Raw genomic sequence first — 22,581 nt, 5'->3', positions numbered from 1 at the left:
GCACACGGGTCCGCAGCGACACCGCCGCGGCGACACGGCGGCCATCCACGAGGAGCGACATGGGTCACGGGCACGCGCACGGACACGGGCATCACCACCACCACGACCACACGCACGAGACGGCGCCCCTGCCCGCGGCGTTCGACACCTCCGTCCCCGACGAGGCGCTCAGCCCCGAGCAGCAGTCCCGCCGCACCCTGCTGCGCCGCGCCGGCCTGCTCGGCGCCGGTCTGGCCGCGAGCAGCGTGCTGACGGGCGCCGCGAGCGCCCCCGCGTTCGCCGGCGGCCGGAACGGCGGCGGCAGGAAGGGCTTCCTGTGGCTGGCCGGCGACCACCACATCCACACCCGGTACAGCAGCGACGGCAAGTACCGCGTCAGCGACCAGGTCCGCCAGGGCGCCCGGCACGGCATGGACTGGCTGGTCATCACCGACCACGGCAGCGCCACCCACGCCAAGATCGGTGTGGAGAAGGTCAACCCGGACATCCAGGCCGCCCGCAGCGCCCACCGGGACACCCTCGTCTTCCAGGGCCTGGAGTGGAACATCCCGGCCGCCGAGCACGGCACCGTCTTCGTCCACCCCGGCAAGAACGAGGTCTCCGTCCTCAAGGCCTTCGAGACCGGGTACGACGGTGCCGTGAAGGCCGCCACCGGCTCGTCGCCCGCCAACGAGGCGCTCGCCGTCTCGGGCCTCGCCTTCCTCGCCGACCAGGTCAAGCGGCGCAAGGTCAAGGACGCCCTGATGCTCGCCAACCACCCGGCGCGCAAGGGCATCGACTCCCCGCACGAGATCCGCGGCTGGCGCGACGCGACCTCCGCCGGGCACCGCATCGCCGTGGGCATGGAGGGCGCCCCCGGCCACCAGGCCGGCGGCCTGCCGGCGCCGCTCGGCCCCGGCGGCGCCCGTGGCATCTACGACAACAGCCCCGGCTCCGACTCCTTCGCCGACTACCCCCTGGAGTCCTACCGCACCTGGGGCGGCTTCGACTGGATGACCGCCACCGTCGGCGGCCTGTGGGACAGCCTCCTCGCCGAGGGCAAGCCCTGGTGGATCACCGCCAACTCCGACTCCCACCAGGTCTACGGCGACACCGCGGCCCGCGGCGGCGGCGACTTCAACGCCAACGGCCGCTACGACGACCCGGTCTACGGCGGCCGGATCGACGTCACCGAGAACGACTACTGGCCCGGTTACTACAGCCGCACCCACGTCGGCGCCGACGGCTTCTCCTACGCCGCCGTCATGGACGGCATCCGCGCCGGCCGGGTCTGGGTCGACCACGGCCAGCTCGTCTCCGGCCTCGACGTCCGCGTCTCGGGCGGCGGCCGCTGGGCCACCCTCGGCGGCGCCCTCCACGTCAAGAAGGGCACCCGTGTCACCCTCGGCGTGGACGTGGCCCTGGCCGGCGGCCCCAACTGGGCCGGGTTCCAGCCCACCCTGGCCCGCGTCGACGTCATCCAGGGCGACGTCACCGGCGAGGCCGAGGACAGGGACACCTTCACCGCCCCGTCCGCCAGGGTCGTCAAGTCCTACGAGGTGAACAAGAACGCCGGCACGGCCACCCTCACCTACGACCTCGGCCGCGTCGACCGCCCCGTCTACCTCCGCCTGCGCGGCACCGACGGCAACCGGTCCGCCGTCGGCGCGCGGGGCGCCGCCGTCGACCCGCACGGTCCCGCCATCGACGTCGTCGGCGACGCCGACCCGTGGAAGGACCTGTGGTTCTACTCCAACCCGGTCTGGGTCCTGCCGTCGTGACCCCGCCGCCGTACGTCGTCGGCGTCGACACGGACGTGACGACCCTGCGCGACGCCGACCACCTGCTGCGGGAGCTGGCCGCCGTGTTCCCCGGGCGCGAGGACCTGTACGGCTGCACCCACCTGGTGCGGCGGGGCGGCCGGCGGCGGGTGGCGCTCTCCCTGGGCAGCCGGTCCCGTACGGCGGTCGACGCCGCGCGCGGCGCGCTCACGGCCGGGGGGCACACGGTGACGGACGGCGCCTGGGACGACCGGGGGCGGGCGGTGCTCTACCCGGGCGCCGCCGCCCTGACCGGCACGCTCACGGTCGCGGAACTGCTGGACCGCTCCGCGATCGAACGGGTCCGCGTGCTCGGCACGCCCGGCGCACCCGACCCGGCGACCCCGCTCGTCACCCGGGAGTTCGTCCGCCCCCACTGGGAGGACGGCACCCTGGTCCTCGCCGCGATGCCGCACATCGGCGCCACCCTCGTCCCGTTCGAGGACCCGGCCCCGACACCCTGCTGCGCGGACCACTGACGCGGCCCACCGGGGTGCGCCTCCCCTCAGGGGCGCACCCCTAGCCGGCCAGTACGTCCCGCACGAACGCGTTGGTGAACTTCCCCTCCGGGTCCAGCTCGCCCACCAGCGCCCGGAAATCCCCGAGCCGCGGGTACAGGGCGCGCAGGGCCGCCGGGGAGGCCGTGAACACCTTCCCCCAGTGCGGCCGGGCCGCGAACCCCTCCAGCGCCTCCTCCAGCAGCCGCACCACCGGCAGCACCGCCGCCGTGTCCGCGACCCAGGTGAAGTGCGCCGCCACCGTGTCCCGCCCGTACGCCGGGCTCAGCCACTGCGCGTCGGCGGCGACCGTGCGCCACTCGCAGGTCTGCGTCACCGGAGCCAGCACCTCCCGTATCCCCTCCAGCGCGCGCAGCGCCGCCAGGGCGTGCTCGCGGGGCATCAGGTACTCCGACTGGAGCTCGGCGCCGCTGCTCGGGGTGAACTCGGCACGGAAGTGCGGCAGCCGCTCGTGCCAGGGCCCGGGCACGCCGAACTGCTCCGTGCAGTTCTCGGCCGGCATGCCGGGCACCGGGTGCATCTTCACCTTGGCCGGCACCGCCCACGGGAACGCGGACAGCGGCTGGTCGGCCCGGCGCTTGAGCCACACCTGCCGGAACCCCGGGTCCCGCCAGTCGGTGAACAGGCTCACGCTGTACGCCGCCGACAGCACCGCTTCCAGCGCCTCCGCGTCCAGCCCGGCCGACGGCAGCTCGGTGAAGACGTGCTGCTCGACCTCGTAGGCCGGCTCCAGGTCGAGGGTGAGCGAGGTCACGACGCCGAGCGCGCCCAGCGCGGTGACCGCCCCGCCGAACCGCTCATCGCCCCGCGCGACCGTCACCGTCGTACCGTCCGCCGTGACCAGCTCCACCGCGCGCACCGCCGACGCCAGTGAGCCGTTGGTCACACCGGAGCCGTGGGTGCCGGTCGCCACCGACCCGGCCACGGAGATGTGCGGGAGCGAGGCCATGTTCGGCAGGGCGAGGCCGTGCGCGTGCACCACCCGGGCCAGCTCCGCGTACCGCACACCGCCGCCCACCCGGACGGTCCGGGCGGCCGTGTCCACGTCGACCACGGACGGCAGGTCCGCCAGGGACAGCAGGACCCCGCCCGCGCCCGGCTCGGCGATCTCGTTGAAGGAGTGGCCGCTGCCCAGCACCCGCACCCGCGCGCTGCCCGCCACCAGCGACCGCACCGCGTCGAGCGTGTGCGGCCGGTGCAGTTCCTCGGCCGTGTAGGTGATGTTGCCGGCCCAGTTGGTCACGGTGGTGTCGGTCATCCCGAAGCCCTCCTGAAGTTCCGTCGAGGACCCGTGGTCCTCCGCCGGAAACCTACCTGGCTCGCCGAGAGGGCCCCCGGCGGGGAAGACGCCCGGGCGGGGGCATACCGTGAGAAGTCGAACGCCTGACCCGGGAGGAGACACGGATGGGCAGCCGTACCGCGCTGGTCGAGGATCTGATGGAGCGCTTTCCGCACGTTCCGCGGGAGGCGGTCTTCAAGGAGGACCTGCTCCGCGGCGGGGTGGCCTTCGACCCCAGCGCCCTCAGCGACAACGAGGGCGGTGAGGTCAAACCCAAGTCGTACTTCATCTTCTCCTTCGACCACGGCACCCTCCCCGAGCTGGGCGAGGCCGCGCTGCGCCGCCCGCCCGAGGAGATCATCCTCACCGGCGGCCCCTACGACCTGCGCCGCACGGTCGTCTCGGTCCGGGTGAACCCGTCCTCGCCGTACCGCGTCGCCGCCGACGAGCACGGGGTCCTCGGCCTCTACCTCGACGGCAAGCGGATCGCGGACGTCGGCGTGCCGCCGATGCCGGAGTACTACCGGCACACCCTCGGCAACGGGAAGTCGGTCATGGAGGTCGCGCCCACCATCCAGTGGGGCTACCTGATCTACCTGACCGTCTTCCGGGTCTGCCAGTACTTCGGCGCCAAGGAGGAGTGCCAGTACTGCGACATCAATCACAACTGGCGCCAGCACAAGGCGGCCGGCCGGCCGTACACCGGGGTGAAGGACGTCGAGGAGGTCCTCGAAGCCCTGGAGATCATCGACCGCTACGACACCGCCAAGGCGTCCACCGCCTACACCCTCACCGGCGGCGCCATCACCTCGAAGGTCTCCGGCCGCGACGAGGCCGACTTCTACGGCCACTACGCCAAGGCCATCGAGGAGCGCTTCCCCGGCCGCTGGATCGGCAAGGTCGTCGCCCAGGCCCTGCCCAAGCCGGACGTCCAGCGCTTCAAGGACTACGGCGTGCAGATCTACCACCCCAACTTCGAGGTGTGGGACGAGTACCTGTTCAAGCTGTTCTGCCCCGGCAAGGAGCGGTACGTCGGCCGCGACGAGTGGCACCGGCGCATCCTGGACTCGACCGAGGTCTTCGGCCCGCGCAACGTGATCCCGAACTTCGTCGCGGGCGTCGAGATGGCCGAGCCCTTCGGCTTCAAGACCGTCGACGAGGCCATCGCCTCGACCACCGAGGGCCTGCGCTTCTTCATGTCGCACGGCATCACGCCCCGCTTCACCACCTGGTGCCCCGAGCCCACCACCCCGCTCGGCAAGGCCAACCCCCAGGGCGCCCCGCTGGAGTACCACATCCGCCTGCTCCAGGCCTACCGGCAGACCATGGAGGACTTCGGCCTCTCCTCGCCCCCCGGCTACGGCCCGCCCGGCGCCGGCAACGCGGTCTTCTCCGTCAGCTCCTTCATGGACAGCCTCCCGGCGGACACGCCCGTCGAGGTCTGAGCCGGGCGGCCGGCGCTCCGGCCCGGTTCGCGCGGGCGTACGCCCGGCGGCCGGGCCGCCGCCGTTCCCGGCCCCGGCGCTTGTCAGCCGCGCCGGGCCCGTGGCAAGCTCGCCCCTTGCCGCGAGGTATCACAACTCCGCCATCGGCGTGGTGAGTTGGCCTCGCCCGTGGACGCGGGAGTTCCATGTCCGACCTGCCGATCCCCCAGTCCGCCGCCGGGGCGGGGCCGTTCGCCGAGTGCTGGGACGCCGTCCTCTCCTACGCCGACCTGTGCGCCGACGGGTCCGCCGCGGCAGCCCGGCTGGCCACGGAGGCCCTCGCCCGGCGCACGCGCGAGGCGGGCGGCACCGGCTCCCGTACGGCGTCCGGACCCGCCCACCGCCCGGTCCGGCTGCTGCCCCGCGTCCCCCTGCTGCTGACCGCCGTACGCGCCACCGCGGCGGCCTGGGAGGCCGGCGGCCGGGGCGACGACCTCACCCCCGGCCTCCGGCTCTGGCTGCGCTCCGGACCCGCCGCCCGCCACACCGGGCCGGCCGCCCGGCGCCCGCTCGCGCTGCGCGCCCTGCGGGGCCTGCCGCCCGCGGACGCGGAACTGCTCTGGCTGGCCGAGGTCGAGGCGCTGCCGCTGCCCGTGGTCGCCCGCCGGCTCGGCCTCGACCCGGCCGCCGTCACCGCCGAACTCGCCCAGGCCCGCGCCCTGTTCCGGGACCGCTGCCGCCGCGGCCACCTCGACGGCCCGCCGGACGACCCGTGCGTCCCCTACGCCCGCCTCCTGGCCGGCGCCGCCGCCTCCGGCACCCCGGTCACCCCCGACGACATCTCCCGTCACCTCGCCCGGTGCGCCGGCTGCGCGGAAGCGGCGGGCTGCTTGTGCACCGATCCCGGATCACTGTCCGCCGCCCTCGCCGACGGGGTGCTCGGCTGGGGCGGCCTCGCCTACCTGGAACGCCGGCGCCGGGCCGCCGAGGCACGCCTCGGCGCCGCCCTTCCGGCCCCGGCCTGCCCGGACGACGGCCCGCCGGACGACGGCAGCCGCCGTACCCGCGCCGTACGCCGGGCCCTCCTCTCCACCGCCGTCCTGGCGTCCCTGCTGGCCCTCACCGCGTCCCTGCGCCCCTTCGGTGACGCCGACGCCTCCGACACCCTGACCGGGACGCCGGCCACCCCGGCGGACCGCGGCCGACCCTCCGCCCCGCCGACCCCGGCCTCGCCCCCCACTCCTGGCCCCACGTCCACCCCGGCCCCGCGCCCCGCCCCCGCCGGCTCCGAGTCCGCCACGCCCCTGCGCACCCCGGCACCCCGGACATCGGCACCCCGGACCTCCGAACCCCGGACCACCACCCAGGCCGTGCCCTCCCCGCCGTCCTGCCGGGCCCACTACGACCTGGTCACCCAGTGGCCGGCCGGTTTCCAGGCCACCGTCACCGTCGCCACCGCCCGCCCCCTGGACACCTGGCGCGTCACCTGGTCCTTCCCCGACGGCCAGCGCGTCGGCCGGATGTGGGACGCGACCCTGTTCCAGTCCGGCCCCCACGTCACGGCCACCGCCGCCCCCTACAACGCCACCGTCCCCGCGGGCGGCACCCTGACCTTCGGCTTCCTCGCGTCCTGGGAGGGGAGGAACGGGGGGCCGGAGGGGGTGGCGCTCAACGGGCGGCCCTGTGCGGTCAGCTGACCCGGAGACACGGCCGTACCGGGGATACGACCGAGGGAGGAGACCCGCTCCCCCCGCGGTCGCACCGGCAGCCGCCGCGCGGCGCGCCCGCATGAGACCCCGGTCGCACACGAAGGAGACCCGGGACCGACGCGGCGGCGCCCGCCCCGCGCCGAGGATGGCCGGATGACCGAGATCATCGCGGGGCTGCACCTGTCCCCTCCGGAATGCCTCGCCCTGCTGGGTGCCGTCGCGCTGGTGGTGGCGCGCTGGCTTCCCCCCGCTGCCCGCCCACGCGTCACGGTCGCGGCGGGCGCGGTTCTCGTGCTGTCCGCCGGCGTGCTGGCCGCGGTGGGGTTCCGCTGGCAGATGCTGCCGGTCCTGGCGGCCGTCGCCCTCGTGTCGCCGTTCGCCGTCTCCCCCCTGCTGCGCCGGCGCGGCGGCCGGCCGGCGTGGCGGGCCCGGTGGTGGCTGGCGCTGCCGGGATCGGTGGCCTGCCTCGGCCTGATCGCGGTGGGGCCGTCGGCCGCCTGGGCCTTTCCCGTACCCGGATTCCCCGAGCCGACGGGCCGTTTCGCGGTCGGCACCCACGTGGCGCAGTGGACCGATCCACGCCGTCCCGAGACCTTCACCGCCGACCCGCACGACCGGCGCACGGTCGTGGTCCAGCTCTGGTACCCCGCGCGGAAGAGCCCCCCGGGCGCGGAGCGCGCCCAGTACCTCGGACGCACGGAGCACGAGGCGCGTACTGTCTCCGACGCCCTCGCCCGCCAGGTCGGCCTGCCCGGCTTCCTGGTCGACGGCGTCCCGCGGGCCCGCACGCACGCGGTCTTCGACGCCCCGGTGGCCGGCGGGGGCGGACGGTTCCCGGTGGTGCTGTTCTCTCCCGGGTCGGGCGGCGTGCGGACCCAGAACACCGCCTGGGCCGAGGAACTGGCCGCCCACGGCTATGTGGTCGCCGCCCTCGACCACCCGTACGACTCCGCCGCCGTCGTCCTCACCGACGGCCGGACGATCCGCAGCAGGACCGCCTCCACCGGTGACCGGGACAAGGACGAGGAACTGGCGGCCGACTGGACGGCTGTCCGGGCCGCCGACCTCGGCTTCGTCCGCACCCAGCTGGACCGTCTGGACGGAGGGGAGATCACCGGCCCGCTGGCCGGACGCCTGGACACCGCCCGGACCGCGGTCACCGGCCACTCCATGGGCGGCGCCGCCGCCCTGCTGGCGGCCCGGCACGACCGCCGTTTCGACGCCGTCATCGATCTGGACGGCTACCCCCACGGCCCCGCGTCCCCTTCCCTCCATCAGCCGACGCTCGCGCTCACCCAGGCCCTCACCCGCGCCACCGACCCGCGCTACCTGCCCCGCCTCACCGAGGCCCTCGAGCGCAACAGCGCCACGAGCTACCGGCTCACCGTCCCCGGCGCCGCCCACCTCACCTTCATGGACGGCCCCCTGTACCTGCCGCCGGTGCCCTCGATCGTCGGCTCCCTGGGCCGCACCAGGAGCCCACGCGTCGTCGCCGCCACCACGCTCGCCTTCCTGGACGCCACCCTGCGGCCCGGCCCCGGTGACCCGGCCGCCGCCCTGACGGCCTACGGCGACCTCAGCGTCCACCCTCCGGGCGACAGCCGCTGACCGCCCCCGGCCGGTGCCGGAGCGGCCGGCCACCCCGCGAACGGACCCGCGGTCGGTCGGGGTGTCCGCAGCGGCGGAACTGGTACGGGTGGGCAGCAGGTGTCATCCGGCCGGAGGGTTGGGGTCCCAGCGGTGGGCCATGGCGCCCAGTACAAGGCTGTCCTCCTTGCCTTGCTGGAAGGGCGGTTGCCATGTGGTCGGGGCACTGGTCACCTTCGGGGTGGAAGCCATGTCGATCTTGAAGGCTCTGCTCTCCGGATTCGGGGTGGTGCGGTAGTTGACGTAGTAAACGGTGTCCTGGTCCGCGACGGGCCATGGCTGGGCGTACGACTCGTATGTGCCGCTCCATGTGGCGAATCCTGCTCCCTTGAGGAACGTCGGCGGCACCTCAGGTTTGTTGATGTCCCCCCAGTAGACCCCCCAGTCGTAGGGGGCGTCATATGGATTCGTTTTCTGGTGCCCGGGGCGGACCCACCGTCCCTTGGTGGTGAAGGCAGGTCGTCCCCACATGTAGTAATTGCCTTCGGGCAGCTTGATGTCGTCGACGGCGGAGTTTTCCAGGTTGAAGCGGTACATGGTTCCCTTGTTCTCGTCGATCCGCCCGCCGCAGACGGCGACGAGGTATTGCTGGGGGACGATGCCGCGCCCCTCGACCCAGCCGTCGGCCAAGTGGAGGAAGCGAGGGGGGTCAGGGAAGCGGTAGTGGGGCTCGGTCTCCGCTCTCGGGCCGGTTTCGGAGTCGAGTCCGCTGAGGTGGTGGACGGTCAGGTAGCTCTGTTCGGCGGTCATCACCAGCGTGTAGGCGATGGCGTCGTAATCGCCCTCTTCGTCGGGACCGACCACCATGTCCGGCACCGACAGGATGATGTCGTCTTCGACGGTGCTGGGGATGTCGTACGAGGCGATGGGTGCCGTTCCGCAGCGGGTGCCATCGACCGGTGGGCCGTAGACCCGGATGACGTAGCTACTGTCGGACTTCTTCTCCAAGGTGTAGAGGGCCGAGTCGAGCGGCATCCAGTAGACCGCCTCACAGAACGTGCTGGTGTTCATCTGCCTGTACGTATTCTTCCTGGTCGCCTCGTAACAGCGTGCCCTGACGTCGACGTGGTAGGCGAGGTTGTGCGCGGTGTCCCAGGTGGCGGAAAGCGTGGTCTTCCACAGCCCTGCGGAACCGGACCCCGCAGCGGTTTCCGGCGGGACGCTGCGGAACTCTTCGCCTCGCGTTGCCTCCTGCCTGGTCGGCGCAGTGGCCGCTTGGCGGTGTATGTCGAACTGCGCCCAGTTCTTCGGGTGAAGGACGTTCAGCGCGAGGTCTAGTTGACCGAGTCGCGCGAACGGCTTCTCGGTCGTGGTGACGATGTCGTCTGTCGTGGCCATGGTGCATCCTCTTGTTCTGGTGGCCTGTGGGTGACGTCGGGACGGTAGGGGCGCGGACTCCGGACGGCCCTTCAGGGCACGATGATGTTGTCGGGCACGGCGATGTTGTTGCCTGTCGAGCACAGTTGCGTGTCCGCGGAGATTCCGCTGGACAAGGGGCAGACCGTGTAGAGCTTTTTGCTCCGGTCCAGCAGGAGGACTGTTCCGCCGGGACCTGCGAAGGCAGCATCCGTCGACCAGGTGGATGTGATGGAGCGGACGGTGAGGAAGTTCTTCGTGATGGCCGTGCTCGAGAACTTGGTGTTCTTGTGCGTGTTTCCGTTCAGCAGGCAGACCCATTGATTGCTCCCGCCGGATGCGGGGATGAAGTTCGCAGCCGCCGAGAAGGGCACGTATCCGTTGCTCATCGCGGGGAAGAGTTCCTTGTTCTTGGCAGGGTCCTGGGCGTTGCGCTTCCTTCCCCGCGCGTCCGTCGTGAAGTGGATCTGATACGTGTCGAACAGCAGGTGGAAGTCGGTGCGCGCGTCGGAGAAGGAGTGCTGCCCGGCGATGGCGGTGCAGAACGTCTGGTTCTGCATGACTTGGCTTCCGAGAGGGCGTTTCAGCTCGGGCCAGATGTCCAGAAGGCTGCTGTAGCCCTGGTCCGCCTGGCGGCGTACCCCCTTGGTGTCCGTCCAACTGGTACGCCACGTGCCTTGCGCGTCGAGGTAGCGGCGCTGCGCCAGCGGTGCCTCGCCGGTGACCCATCGGATGAAGTGGATCGACCACACGACGGGCTCCTGGTCGTTCGCCTTGGTGGCGCGGGCGCGCCCCGCATAGGCGGGGAAGGCGGCGTAGACAGGGTTCGGGGCGCTGTCCATCATGCGGTGCCCTTTCGCGGTGAGGCGGTGGTGCCGAAGGCGGTCCAGTGCATGCTCAGAAGGTGGGAGTGGGTGTAGTGGGGCGGGGTCAGGGTGAGCGCGGTGCCCCTGGGCAGGGGGAGGGTGAGCGCGGTACGGCTGGTGACCGGCCACTCCCTGCTCCCGGCAGGACCGTCCTCGGTGGCGTCCCCTTGCGGGACGCCGACCTTGAGCTTCAGGACCCCTTCATGGCCGCGCTCCGGTGAGGCGCCGGCGCAGTGGACGGTGAGCAGTCCGTCGGTGTGGGTCTGCGCGTACCAGTTCTCGAAGAAGGCGTCGAACTGCTCCGGAGCGATGACGTGGCGGCTGCCGTCGATGACGCCCTCAGCCTTTCGGAGCCCTGCCTGGGGAACGGACAGGAGGAGGTCGTCGAAGAGCCGCTCGGCGGGGGAACCGAGCAGGCGGACGGTTCCGGTGACGGTGAGCGGCCCGGTGGAAGCGGCTCCGCGTCGTACGTGGACTTGCGTCCACTGGGAGAGGCCGACCTCGCCGATGGTGGCGGTCACGACGAACACCACGGCCTGGTCGTCCAGCCGCGGCGTCGTCCAGGAGTTCTGCTGGTACTTCTTCGGGCCGGTGGTGCTGTACGGCGTGCGTCCGGTGCCGGCGTAGGAGACGGTGAGGACCGGGTCCGTGGAGGTTCTGGTGAGGTTCCAGGTGAGCCGGGTCGTCTGTCCCCGGGAGACGACCGGGTCGTCAGGTTCGAGGTCGGTGAAGGACAGCTCCGCGGTGGATTTGGGCAGGGTGTGGGAGGCGAGTCTCTGCTGCCTCTCACCCCCCTTGGACACCTGGTAGACCGCGAGGTCGGTGTCGTGGGGCGGGAGGCCGACGGCGATGTCCTCCAGGGTGATCCGCTCCACGGGCACGCTGGTGTCCCAGGTGGATGCTCGCCGGGCCCGGATGGCGGCCCTGCCGTTCTTGTCGTCGAAGGCGACCTGGTCGAAGGTCCAGCGACGGGCGTTGGTCGCCTTGGGCCTGATCGCTCTCGCGCCGTCTTTCGTGGTCAGTGCGCCGGGGCCGGCTCCGAAGGGAAAGTCGAGATCGAGGATGGCGCCGGTCTTCGCGTCGTAGTCACCGCGCCGGCAGCTCACCTGGATCGATCCGGACTTCCCCGCCAGCAGGGGATTGGGGTCGGGCAGGTATCCCTGGATCGTCACAGGGGTGGGGAGTGTCATTCCGGCTCCTCACCTGGTCCGGCAGAGGTGTTCGTGCCGCCCAGCGGGTGCGCGCCGCCCATGGCGTGCCACTGGGTGGTGAGCTTCCGCGTGCCCTTCCAGTACAGGGGGGTGTGGAATGTCACGCTGCTGCCGCAGAGGACGGGGACGGTGAAGGTGGTGTCCGGCTGGATGTGCCACTCCTTGAGCGGAGCGACGAGAGGCGCCGCGTTCTGCCGGGTGTGCAGCTCGGTGCGGTGGACCGGTGGCGGCGGGATGATCTCCAGGAGGAGCGACGGGCATGCCGTGCCTTCGTCCTCGGTGTAGGCGATGGTGAGCAGCCCGTCGGACGTCGCCGTCCCCGCATACGGAAAGACCAATTCGGTGTACGTGTCCACGTCCCGCCCGTTGACCGCCCCTTTGACCTTCCTCCTTCGGTCGAGTCCGTCGCCCGGCGCGGTCCCGGCGACCTGGTCTTCGGCGCTGTCGATCAGTTCGAGTTCCGTGAAGATGTCCTGGGCGCGGTGGACGATGCGGACGCTGCCCTTGGCGTCGAGGTCACCGAACTCGACGGCGGCGTCCTTGACGAAGACCGGTGTCGCCGCGCAGTGCGCGTCGGCCCCGTGGTGGGCGGTGAGGAAGAACATGACGACCCAGTCGTCCAGCCCGGGGCTCTCCCAGGAGCATCGGCCGTCATCGAGCACCTTGGGCTTCAGCTGGTCCTTGCTGTAGTAGACCGGCTTCATCCGAGGGCCGGCCAGACATCCGCTGTACGTCACGTCCTTGGTGTTGACCCCGGTGATCTTCCATGTGTACGTGGCAGTGGCGTTCTTCTGGATCGCCACGTCCTTGGCTCGCAACCCGGTGATCACGGGGACGGTGGTCACCTCTGGTTCGGCCAGCGTCTCGAAGCCCGCGGCGCCGGGCGCACGCACGCTCACCGCGCAGCGTGCGGTGCCGGCGGTGGCGTTGAGCCTGAGGTTGCGGAGCCGCAGGCGGAGCGCGGCTGGCGGCCCGGTGGCGGTCAGGCGCAGACGGGAGCCGTCGAGCTCCGGCCCGTCGACGTGCCAGCCCTCGGCGTCCGCCGCGGCGTCGACGGCGCGGGCGTCACCGGCGCTGACGAGATCCGTGTCGCTGTCGCCGACCGGGAGGGTGACCATGACGGTACAGGTCTGCCCGGTGTGTGAAGGGGGGCCGGTGGTGCCGGGGGTGAGGGCGAGCGTGAGGGCCGCGGTGTGCCCGACGACGGCAGGTTCGGGGGCGATGGTGCACGTCGCGCCGGTCCACGGTCCGCGGGGGGACCGGTGAGGAGACTGCGCTTGCTCGGTCACGGGGCCTCCTCGCGGTTCCCGGCGAGCGGGCGGCGGCGGTCGGTCAGGTTGAGGAGGAACCCGGCGCGGGCCGGTGCGCGCTCCGGCGGCAGATCGGTGTCGGGGACGGCCGGAGCGATGCCGTGGACGCTCCATGCCGTGCCGCCGGACGAGGTGCGCGGGGGCTGCGTCCACTGCCATGTGCCGGTCCATCCGGAAGGACAGGGCATGACCACCTCCGGGGGCCGGCCGGGTTCCGCGGGGGCGGCACGGGCCAGCAGGGGGCCGAGTGCGAAAGGCACCTTCAGATGGCTGAGGACCGGCCTGGCCTGGCCTTCCGGAAGCCGCAGCGTGGTGACCGGAAGGATGTCCGTGACGGCTCTGACGCCTTGCCAGGGGTCCATCAGGAGCGTCACACAGTGGTACGGCCGGACGGTGAGCGAGTCGTCGGCGGGACCCGCCCGCAGCAGCAGCGCGGGGTCCTGGCTGTCCGGGTCCCCGTCCACGACGCGGCGGATGTAGGCGGTGTCGGGCGGTACGGGCCACAGGGCCTGAGGGGCCCACAAGGTGTCGGCGGCATCACCGTCGCAGTAGGCCACCAGTCCGTCCTCCGGCAGTTCCGCGGTTCCCAGACGGACGGGCCACCGGTGGTCGGCCAGCTTGAGAGCGCCCGCCTGGCCGAAGGAGCTCTTGGCGCCCGCGGGCGGAGTGCCGTTGGTCTCCAGGCGCAGTCCGGCGCGGACCACCGCGATGGGCCGCCCGGCCAGTACGGCGGCGTTGTCGTGCTCGTACCGCGAGCGGGCGAGCGAGCTGAGCTGCTGGTCGATCAGGCTCAGCAGGTCATCGAAGTCGTCGGTCGTACGTGTGCGGGGAACGGCGAGGAAGGGGTCGAGGAGCTGGACCAGGCGCCGGGGCAGAACGGCGCGGGCCTGTGTCCAGGTCTCCGCCGGGGGACGGGGCGGCAGCGCCCGCCAGACCGTGGTGCGCACCACGTCACCCGGCCCCGAGGGCTGGTGGTGGATCTGGACCTGCCCGAAAGCGGTACCGTCCGGGTGGTAGACGATCAGTGTGTGGTCGACACGGTTGACCAGCAGCCATCCGCACAAGGGGTTGAGGACGGGGCGGAAGGCGGACGGCGGCTGGTCGGCGTGCGGATCGAGGATGTCGAAGCGCAGCCGGGCGCCGTGGGCGATCCGGGGCGGAAGCTCCGCGACGGTGGCCCGGTCGTGCCCCCCGTGGACGTAGCCGGAGCTGAGGCGGGTGGCCGGGGAGCAGTGGATGGCCCGGATGCCGTGATTGTTCTTGCCGATGATCTCCACGCTGCGGCCGAAGGCGTCCACCAGGGTCAGCGAGAGGAATCTGACCTGTCCGGCGCGGACCGGCGTGAAGTGCTGCTGTGAGGTCTTCGTGGGCTTGGGGGCCTCGTTGCCGCTGTACGCGGCCGCTGCGCCCCTGGCCAAGTGCGCCGTCGGGGCCTGCTGCCGGAAGAAGGCGTTGACCCCGTTGAGGGTCTGGCACAGCAGGTCGCCCTCGCCCAGCAGCCGCGCCAGCTCGCGGTAGGCCCGCGCCTGCTCGGGGTCGGGTGCGTTGTCGGCGTGCTGTTCCGCCGTCCGGCTGCCGGCGTACTGCGGCAGCGGCGTGAGCAGGCTCTTGCCCGACAGCACGCCCGCGTCGCCGACGGCCGCCGTCGCTGCGTGCTTCTCGACGAGCCGGAAGCGGGTGCCGTCGAAGCTCCAGTACCGGGTGCCGTCGCGCGCGTACGCGAGCGGCTGGCACTGGAGGGTCCACTCCAGGTACAGCGGGATCCACGGCAGCGTCCAGACGCGGATACCGCGTGCGGCCGCCTCGTCCGCACGGGTGTCGAGGTGGTCCTGGAGCGTGGTCGGCGGCGTGGCGGCCGGTCCGGCGGGGGTGAGCGCCCGGTGCAGCAGGGAGAACTCGGTGAGCACCCTGAGCATGGCGCTCCGGTTGTGCACGGGCAGCACGTCGGCACACCAGGCGCCGGGCATCGGGGATTCGGGCTTGAGGTCACCCAGCTCGTCCAGGGTGTGCTCGCCGGTACGGCATGCCAGTGCCGTGTCGCCGGTGAGGGGGTCGGTGACCTTGGTGCCCTTGAGGAGGACGACGGGATCGCTGACCTCGTGGAACTCCTGGTCCGGCGCGGCGAAGGCGCCGGACGGAACGATCGACAGGCGGTCACGGGCCTCTTGCGCCGCCCCGGTCGCCGACGCGAGCGCCTTCTCCCAGCGTTCGCGGTGCCGCCGGCACACCGTGTCGTCGAAATCGTCGCCCGTGTAGTAGCCGTTGTCCTTGAGGCCCTTCAGCCACCACAGTTCGAACAGATTGCGGCGGGCTTCGTCGATCCGCCGCAGCGCGGCATCGAGGTCCCGCTGAGCGTCGTTGGGGTCGTGCAGATGCCGTGGCCCCGGTGAACCGCCTGTGGCGTCGCCCCCGGTGGGGTCCGGTTCGAGGCCGCCGGTGGCGCGCTGGGACCACACGCTGCCGCCGTCCGAGCGGGAGAAGCCCCGGCGGTGCTGCTCCTCCTGGGTACGAAGATCGCCGTCGGCTTCCCCCAGGTGCTCCAGGGTGTCGTGGTGGAAGGCGTTGAGAGCGTTCAGCCAGGCCCGCTCGGGTGCGGCACCGGCGTGGGCCGCGCCGAAGCGGTTGTCGAGGGCGTACTTGGCGTCGGCCCAGGTCTGGCCGAAGCCGACGTCGATCGCCTTCGCGTTCGGCATCTGGTCGTCGTGCCCCCGGGTGTCCGGGGCGGCTGCCGTACGCCACCGCACCGCGAGCGTGGTGCCCGAGCACAGCGTGGAGCCCTAACCGTCGACCCTGCCCGCCTGCAGATACCAGCCCAGCCCGTGCAGCAACTGGTCCAGGGTGGCCTCCGAACCCGGCGGCGGGGTCAGGGGGTCGCCGGCGAGGTGGGAGTACCAGCCCAGGACCAGGTAGCTCAGCGTGTGGTCCTGGGTGCGGTCGATCCCGGTGAGGCGGTCGTGGAAGGAGAACACGTCCTCGTTGTAGGGCTGGTACATGCTGAAGGCGGTCAGGCCGGCCCCGAGAGCGGTCAGGAAGAGCGCTGTGTCGGGGCGCGGCTCACTCCAGGAGTCCTTGTTCTTCAGTTCGGTGTGACGGCCGATGAACGTCGCCTGCGGCTTCCCGTCGTCGCCGTACCGCAGGTAGGGACTGGTGCCGTCTTCTGCGACGTGGTCGCTCTCGACGACCCAGCCATGGGCGGTGCCCGGTGTCTCGGAGCGCCGGACGATCAGCCAGCGGTTGGGGACGGTGGGGAAGTCGGGTGTGCCGCCGGGGTCCGTGCGGCCGCGGCGCAGCGCCCCGGGCAGCCGCCAGTGGAGGTAGACGCCCTCCTTCTCCGCGTCGAAGTCCTCGTAGGTCATGTCCAGCGGATCCTGGAACCGTTCGGCTTTGGAATAGGCCGGCATCCAGCGGTGCCACAAGTTGCCCTTGCGGACGCTGCCGGAGACGGGGAGGGCGTCCACCCGGAGGGGAACCAGGATCGGCGTGGGGTGGGGGGACGTCATCGCGGATCACCGTCCTTGGTCCGGCGGGTCAGGTCGAGGGTCAGCGGAGAGCGCAGCAGTTGCAGCGCGAACTGCCCGGGGCTCAGGGTGTCCGGGAAGGTGTCGCCGTGGTGCTGCTTCTTCCTCAGCTCCGTGGACAGATCGCTGAGCAGGCCGGTGCCGTTCTTGGTCCCGCTGCCCAGGTCGAGCACTTCCCGCAGACGGCCGCCGGACACGGGTGTGCGCAGATGCGTGTCGTCGAGCGTCAGCTTGGTGCCGAACACCTGGCCGTTGCCGGGGTCCGGTGTGCCCTTGTGGATGCTCTCGCGCACGGTGCAGCGCCTGAGGCCGATGGCCGGCCGGTCCGGGGATCCGGCCGAGCCGAAGTGGATCCCGTGGCCCGGCTCGCGGAAGGTGAGGCTGCCGGGGACCCCGGCGAACAACATCATCAGCACGTCACCGGTCATGTCCCGGCGCAGCGCCGCCGTCGTGCCGCTCGCCTCGACGATCAGATCGGGGTAGTCGCTCAACAGCCGTGTGCTCAGCAGCAGCCCGGTGAGGGGAGTGGTGGAGACGGGCAGCGCCTGGCTGAGTCCGTCGGTGAGTTCCTCGTCCAGTGCGGTGCCGATGCCCACGCTGAGCGCGCCGTCCTGGAGGCACTTCAGCCAGTCGGCGTCCACGGTGAACAGGCGCAACCCGTCCCGGCCGAGCCCTTCGAAGCCGTCGTCGAGCGGGCCGGGGCACGACTGCGGCCGGCCTGCCGGGGGCACGGGGTCCAGGAGCATGCCGCGGTCCGGCACCAGGTAGCAGAACGGCACCCGCGGCAGCAGCGCGGGTCAGGTCAGACCGGTGCCGGCCGGCACGTACGCATCGAGGTCGTCCTCCGGCGCGGGCGGGCACAGCAGGGACAGGTCCTGGGTGTACTCGTCGACCTCTGCGGGGACGAGGGTGCGTGCCATCCGGGTGCGGATCACCTCGCGTACCCGCGGTTCCCGCCACGCGGACAGCAGACGCCCGTGCGCCGGCCGAGCGTCCGTGGCCGGGGAGTGCGCAGCGGCGGTGGCCGCGGGGTCGTCGCCGTCATCGGTGCGGTCACCGCCGGCCAGGTGCTCCAGCAGTCCCTGCCGGAGCACGGACGCGAACCGGGCCGGCCCGGACCGGCTCTCCAGATGCCGGGCCAGGGCCTCCCGGTCGGCGCGGGGATGGAGCCGCAGGTAGGCAGCGGCTGCGCGCAGGTCCTCCCAGCCGTGCGTGCGGGCCCGGTCCACCTGCGCCGCCAGTTCGGGATCGGCCAGTGCCAACGCCCTGCCCAGCGACCAGGCGGCGGCGTAGCTGATGTCGAAGACGCCTTGCTCGTCGATGAAGATGTGGCACTGCTCCGCGCTGCGGAAGCGCCGGGCGCCTCCGCCGTCGGGCGTGGGCAGCGGCTTGGGTGTGAAGGGCGTGAGCGGGCCCCGGTACCAGGCGGGCATGACCTCGCCGGAGTGCGTCTGGTACCGCACGGGCACGTAGCCGTGTTTCAGGCGGCCGGACGGCGGCCACGGGTCGGACGACAGGGGCGTGTCCGCGCCCGGCGTGTTCGCCTTCTTGCCGGACGCGTGCAGCACCAGGTCCAGGCGGTGGGGGTCCTGCTCGGCGCAGCGCACCAGATCACGCAGTGTCTGCTCGAACCCCGCCCGGCTCGCGGCCGGCCGGTTGCCGAACGTCCATGCGTGCAGCGAGAACAGGCGCAGCGGCTTGTCGCCGGCGTCGGCGGGTGGGAGGCGCTTCTCCCAGCCTTCCAGGGACACCAGATGGGCGACGTACCGCCCGTCGCCGCGTGGCAGCCTGTTGCCGAGGACGACCGCGAAGGTCCCCTCCCGCAGCTCCTCCCTCCGCCCGTACCAGGGTGCCGCGCTCTTGACCGTACGGACGATGCGGCTGTGCGCCAGGTAGCGCAGCTCCTCCAGACGAGGGGCGACTTTCGTGAACACGTCCGGCGGGACGTCGATGGTGTACCAGGCGTCCTCATCGACGTCCCCGCCCTCGAGGTCGGGCCGCTGCACCTCCTCCCGCGCCGGGCGGGTACCGGCCGTGCGGGTGTGCCGCAGCCGCAGCCCCTCGGCCCCGGGGTCCGCGGGCAGCTCCCCGGCTGCGAAGACGAGCAGCGCCAGCCAGGGCGTGCGCGGCGTGCCGGAGTCCTCGGTGAACGGCACCGATCGCGAGCTGCTCAGGGCACGGTCCCAGGGCAGGGAGGCGCGGGACAGCGTGATGTGCGGCAGGACGCCGTGGTAGAGGCCGCTGGCGCCGTCGGGCGGGTTGACGGTGTGGACCGCGTCCGGGGGGAGGCAACGGCGGGCCGCGGTGACGGTGAAGGAATGGGTGACCGGCGTCAGCGGGTATTCCCCGGGCGCCGTGCCGGACCCGGCGTCCGCCCCGGCGGCGGGTGCCCAGCGATGAGCCAGTTCGGCCTCGTAGTCGCCCGTCTCCGCCGCCGGCAGCCGCTGGTCGCGCAGGTCCACGAGCAGCGGGGGCCTGGACTCGGTGAAGTGGTGTGCCATGGTCCTCAGCTTTCGATCGGACGGGCGGTCAGGCTCCGGCGGCCACCAGCGGTGGGTCGGACCACACGTCGCGTACGAGGTCCGGCAGACCGGTCAGTTCCCTGTCGTGGTCGAAGCCCGTGATGCCGAGCGACTCCAGCTCCGCCATCAGGGCCGTACGAGCCGCGGACTTCTCCTTCAAGGAGGTGCTGACCCGCGTGCGGGTCCGACTGTCGGCGCACCGGGCCTCGGGGCCGGAGGGGGCCGTGGCAGCGGGCGGCAGGACATCGTGGCGCTTCAGCTTGACGGGCGTCGTCGCGACGTTGGCTTCGGGAACCTCCAGCGCCGCCGGTGAGGTGCGCGGGGAGGCCACCACCCGCAGACCGGTGAGGACGTCACGCTCCATGTTCCGGTCGGTGTTCAGCGGCAGGTTGTCGCCGCTGCGCTGGAACAGCGCGGTGGGGTGGTTGGACAGCACCCGGTAGATGCGCCAGCCCTGCTCGCGCACGACATCCGCGTCCGCTGCGGGTGATCCCGCGGAAGGTGCTGTGGCGGTACGCGTGACGGTCAGCGTGTGCTCGGAGCGCAGCCCCCGTCCGGCCTTGCCCATCGGGACGAGGTCCCACGTCGCGGGATCATCGTCGATGCGCTGGTGGTCTTTGTGGTCGGGGTCGTGGGCCGGCTGCCACTTCGCGCCGTTCACCCGCAGGGTGCTGACCGGAGCGCCGGCGTCGGTGTCGAAGACGAACCCCCCGGTGTCGTACACGGTGGATGCCGCGGGAGCGTCGTGGTCGTCCGATGAGCGGGTCCTCAGTCTGGTGGACTTCTTGTTGCCGACCTGCAACGGCGATGCGGACTGCCGCTGGAACTCCGTCCAGGAGACGGCTGGTTTGTCCGCGGGAAGGGGGTCTCCCCACGAGCCGTCGAAGTCGAGGGCCCAGGCGTGCAGCGACCACGACCCGCCCTTGTGCATCTGCCCCTGGTCGTCCTCGGCCCACCACAGTCCGATGGTCACGCCGAACTCTCCCGAGACGTTGCACTTGACGGGGCCTTTGCGCAGCGTCGCGGCCAGTCCCAGGCTCACTCCGATGTCGCCGCGCAGCCAGAAGGGCTTCCACTCGTGCCAGATGTCGATACTGGCGCTCACCCACCACCGCCACCAGCCGCTGTCACTCGCCAGGGACAGCGCTCCGCCGAGCATCAGCGCGCGGCTGGTCCCCGCGAGGTAGCCCTCCAGCCGGTAGGTCATCCATTCGCCGATGTTCAGGATCGCGCTGACCCGCGGCACCTTGGGGTAGTGGTCCGGCTTCTTGAACGCCGGGCTGTAGCCGCCGCAGCTCATGACGTGCTCGCCCGCGTGCTCGCCGCGCGTCCACAAGTACACGGCGGTACCGCCGGTGACCTTGCACTCGTCGTCCACGACGTAACTCTTGTCCGTCAGCTCGGTGGCGATCGCTATCTGTCCCGACGCCCGCTCGTACTGGGCCAGGACCTGCAGCTCGATGCTGAGGTACGGCTTGTGCTTCTTCTTGTCGCCTTCGGGCGCACGGGGCAGCTCCGCCGTCAGCATGCCGATCAGGGCGGCGGTGAAATCCTCTGTACCGCCCCAGTCCAACAACGCCAGAAGCCGGCCCTGAACGGCCTCTTTCACCATCACGTCGATCCCGAGCGCACCCCAGGACCGTCCCTGCTTGGGGGTGACCCACGGGTTGGGCGAGTCCGTGCCGCACAGTTTCTTCAAGATGGCATGCGGTTTCGTCTCACCGTCCACCGTGCCGCTGTCCAGACCCACGAGGAACGGGAAGGTCCACGCCTTGTCCACGGTGGGGACGCGTACCGCGCTGTTGAACCCGCCGCCGCCCATGAAACCGTTGACGGTCACCGGAGGAAAGGTGAGTCCGAGTCCTCTGACATCGAGGAAGCCGAAGAAGGAGCTGAACGCCGGATCGTTCTTCGGTTTCACATAGGCGTAGGAGCCGGCGAGCTGGGCGTCGATCTTCGGCGTCGATACCAGTACGATGCCGTCGAACTTCCAGGAACCCTGCCGCCAGGCTCCGGTGTCGATGAGGATCGCGCCGGCGAAAGCAATGCCGCTTCTCGTTCCGTCGTCTGCCCTCTCCTTCCTCCCTTTCGTCTCGCCGTTGACGGACAGGCCCTCCAGGGGAGGAAGGAAATGGAGCGGGTCGGCGTCCTTGTCGAACGGCAGGGTCACTCCGGCGCCGATCGCCGACACCTCGACCGGGCCCTGCTTGACCACCGTGTCCATGGTGACGCGCACCGCGGCGGGGACTGCCACCCTCTGCAGGCTCTTCTCCGCGGGGATCTCCGGCAGATACCGGGCGGACACCTCGATCCTGCTGCCTGTGCTCACCTTGGCGTCGGTGACCGGCTCGGCCGGCGCGTCCTCCGCCGGCTCGGCGCCGCCCTCCTTCGTCTTCCGGCGCAAAGCGAAGGTGACCGGGGGGATCTTCTGCTCGCCGATCTTGCACCCTGCCGAGACGTACAAGCCGCTGGCCCACTCACTCCCCTTGCGCCCGGTCAGCTTCGGTACCGATGCGGGCTTTTCGTTCTTGTCCGGCTCGGGGCCGTACTTCTTGATGTAATCGTTGACCTTCTTGATGGCGTCCTTGTCCAGCGGGCGTGTGACGGCGAAGAGCTGGCCCCCGGTGATCTCTCCCCCGATGCGCTCGCCGATCCACGGAATCTGGCTGAGCGGACGGTTCTCGTTCTTGAGCAACAGGTCGATGAGGACGACGTATCGGCGAGCGTTTCCCCGGCCGGGACTGATGAGCGTGGAGACGACGGTCAGGCGCAGCTGCCGCACCACCGGCTCTTCCTTGCCGGGGGCGTACGGGAAGACGTCTCCTGGCTTTTCTGCCCGCAGTGTGCCGGTGAGCAGATACGTCTTCTCCCTGTCGTCCGCCGACTGCGGGCCCTTGAGGGTCGCATCCGCCACCTGGAGGGTGAACGGCGGGGGCACGGCGGATCCCTCGGGGAGAAGCGAGTCCAGCTTCGTCTCTCCCTTCTTGATCTTCTCCAACTTCTCTTCCGACGACGTGAGTGCCCCAGCGGCAGACCTGTCCGGCGTATCCGTCATCGTTCCTCCGGCGGCAGAAAGTCATGGTGTGCGACAGCGGCCGGCTGGGCCGGTGGGGCGCGCCGGTTCCGCAGGGGGATGGAGGCGGCTGATCGTGATGGCCGCGTCCAGCACGGCCCTCGTCCCTCTCGGCGCAGCACGCGGGCGCGGTGGAGGAGGGCTGTATGCCGCTGATTCCATGCTGGGACGGATCCATGGCCGCCGCATCTCGGCGTGTCCGGCCCAGCGGTGACGCCGCCCTCGTGCGCCGCGGTGGCAGCGGCCGTCGGCCGCGAGGTGGGCCTTCGTCAGTCCGCCGCGCGACCGCGAGCCCGAACCGTCCGTACGGGTCCCCGCGCGGTGAACCGGTGCGCTCCCTGGGCGCCGG

15 protein-coding genes are annotated in these 22,581 nt (G+C 71.7%); 5 read left to right on the top strand and 10 right to left on the bottom strand.

Annotated features, from left to right (window positions below):
• The first annotated feature begins 59 nt into the window (after positions 1-59).
• Together Sdagh_RS09635 and Sdagh_RS09630 are read left to right on the top strand one after the other, a co-directional pair.
• Positions 60-1,760 carry a PHP domain-containing protein gene (locus Sdagh_RS09635; protein ID WP_189423477.1) on the top strand — a complete coding sequence of 567 codons (1,701 nt, stop codon included), beginning with the start codon at positions 60-62 and terminating at the stop codon, positions 1,758-1,760.
• On the top strand, positions 1,757-2,278 hold the full coding sequence (locus tag Sdagh_RS09630) for a hypothetical protein (RefSeq protein ID WP_189423479.1): 522 nt from the start codon (positions 1,757-1,759) through the stop codon (positions 2,276-2,278). The genes Sdagh_RS09635 and Sdagh_RS09630 overlap by 4 nt, the downstream gene beginning before the upstream one ends.
• A 40-nt stretch (positions 2,279-2,318) precedes the next feature.
• On the opposite strand, the gene Sdagh_RS09625 is transcribed toward Sdagh_RS09630, so the two are convergent.
• Positions 2,319-3,575 (bottom strand): FAD-binding protein, encoded by a 1,257-nt coding sequence (locus Sdagh_RS09625; RefSeq protein WP_189423481.1) that lies wholly within the window; start codon positions 3,573-3,575, stop codon positions 2,319-2,321.
• Between the two features lie 146 nt (positions 3,576-3,721).
• Here Sdagh_RS09625 and Sdagh_RS09620 point away from each other — a divergent pair, with 146 nt between their 5' ends.
• The 3 genes from Sdagh_RS09620 (at position 3,722) to Sdagh_RS09610 (ending at position 8,337) form a co-directional block, all read left to right on the top strand.
• On the top strand, positions 3,722-5,041 hold the full coding sequence (locus Sdagh_RS09620) for a radical SAM protein (protein ID WP_189423483.1): 1,320 nt from the start codon (positions 3,722-3,724) through the stop codon (positions 5,039-5,041).
• Between the two features lie 185 nt (positions 5,042-5,226).
• A complete protein-coding gene (locus tag Sdagh_RS09615; RefSeq protein WP_190077738.1) occupies positions 5,227-6,717 on the top strand; it encodes a cellulose binding domain-containing protein in 1,491 nt (496 codons plus the stop codon).
• A 165-nt stretch (positions 6,718-6,882) separates the two neighbouring features.
• Positions 6,883-8,337 carry an alpha/beta hydrolase family protein gene (locus tag Sdagh_RS09610; RefSeq protein WP_190077737.1) on the top strand — a complete coding sequence of 485 codons (1,455 nt, stop codon included), beginning with the start codon at positions 6,883-6,885 and terminating at the stop codon, positions 8,335-8,337.
• A gap of 102 nt (positions 8,338-8,439) precedes the next feature.
• On the opposite strand, the gene Sdagh_RS09605 is transcribed toward Sdagh_RS09610, so the two are convergent.
• From Sdagh_RS09605 to Sdagh_RS09565, 9 genes are all read right to left on the bottom strand, one after another.
• Positions 8,440-9,714, bottom strand: coding sequence for a hypothetical protein (locus Sdagh_RS09605; RefSeq protein ID WP_190077736.1), 1,275 nt, complete (start codon positions 9,712-9,714; stop codon positions 8,440-8,442).
• 71 nt (positions 9,715-9,785) lie between these two features.
• The gene (locus Sdagh_RS09600) at positions 9,786-10,577 is read right to left on the bottom strand and encodes a hypothetical protein (RefSeq protein ID WP_190077735.1); all 792 of its coding nucleotides are present in this window, start codon (positions 10,575-10,577) and stop codon (positions 9,786-9,788) included.
• Positions 10,574-11,788 carry a hypothetical protein gene (locus tag Sdagh_RS09595; RefSeq protein WP_190077734.1) on the bottom strand — a complete coding sequence of 405 codons (1,215 nt, stop codon included), beginning with the start codon at positions 11,786-11,788 and terminating at the stop codon, positions 10,574-10,576. Before Sdagh_RS09595 ends, Sdagh_RS09600 begins: the two co-directional genes overlap by 4 nt.
• A complete protein-coding gene (locus tag Sdagh_RS09590) occupies positions 11,785-13,098 on the bottom strand; it encodes a hypothetical protein (protein ID WP_190077733.1) in 1,314 nt (437 codons plus the stop codon). The genes Sdagh_RS09595 and Sdagh_RS09590 overlap by 4 nt, the downstream gene beginning before the upstream one ends.
• Positions 13,095-15,812: a hypothetical protein gene (locus Sdagh_RS09585; protein WP_189423497.1), complete on the bottom strand. Its 2,718-nt coding sequence runs from the start codon at positions 15,810-15,812 to the stop codon at positions 13,095-13,097. Before Sdagh_RS09585 ends, Sdagh_RS09590 begins: the two co-directional genes overlap by 4 nt.
• 84 nt (positions 15,813-15,896) lie before the next feature.
• On the bottom strand, positions 15,897-16,619 hold the full coding sequence (locus tag Sdagh_RS09580; RefSeq protein ID WP_189423499.1) for a hypothetical protein: 723 nt from the start codon (positions 16,617-16,619) through the stop codon (positions 15,897-15,899).
• Entirely contained in the window at positions 16,616-17,416 is an 801-nt protein-coding gene (locus Sdagh_RS09575) for a hypothetical protein (protein WP_190077732.1), read from the bottom strand. The genes Sdagh_RS09580 and Sdagh_RS09575 overlap by 4 nt, the downstream gene beginning before the upstream one ends.
• 18 nt (positions 17,417-17,434) lie before the next feature.
• On the bottom strand, positions 17,435-19,138 hold the full coding sequence (locus tag Sdagh_RS09570) for a hypothetical protein (RefSeq protein ID WP_190077731.1): 1,704 nt from the start codon (positions 19,136-19,138) through the stop codon (positions 17,435-17,437).
• A gap of 28 nt (positions 19,139-19,166) precedes the next feature.
• The gene (locus Sdagh_RS09565; protein WP_190077730.1) at positions 19,167-22,157 is read right to left on the bottom strand and encodes a DUF6603 domain-containing protein; all 2,991 of its coding nucleotides are present in this window, start codon (positions 22,155-22,157) and stop codon (positions 19,167-19,169) included.
• Positions 22,158-22,581: the final 424 nt, after the last annotated feature.

Origin of the sequence: Streptomyces daghestanicus, assembly GCF_020521275.1 — a bacterium.
GTDB classification, from domain to species: Bacteria; Actinomycetota; Actinomycetes; order Streptomycetales; family Streptomycetaceae; genus Streptomyces; species Streptomyces griseoviridis.
The sequence above is the reverse complement of the archived record's forward strand: the minus strand, read 5'-3'. Positions and strand labels throughout refer to the sequence as shown.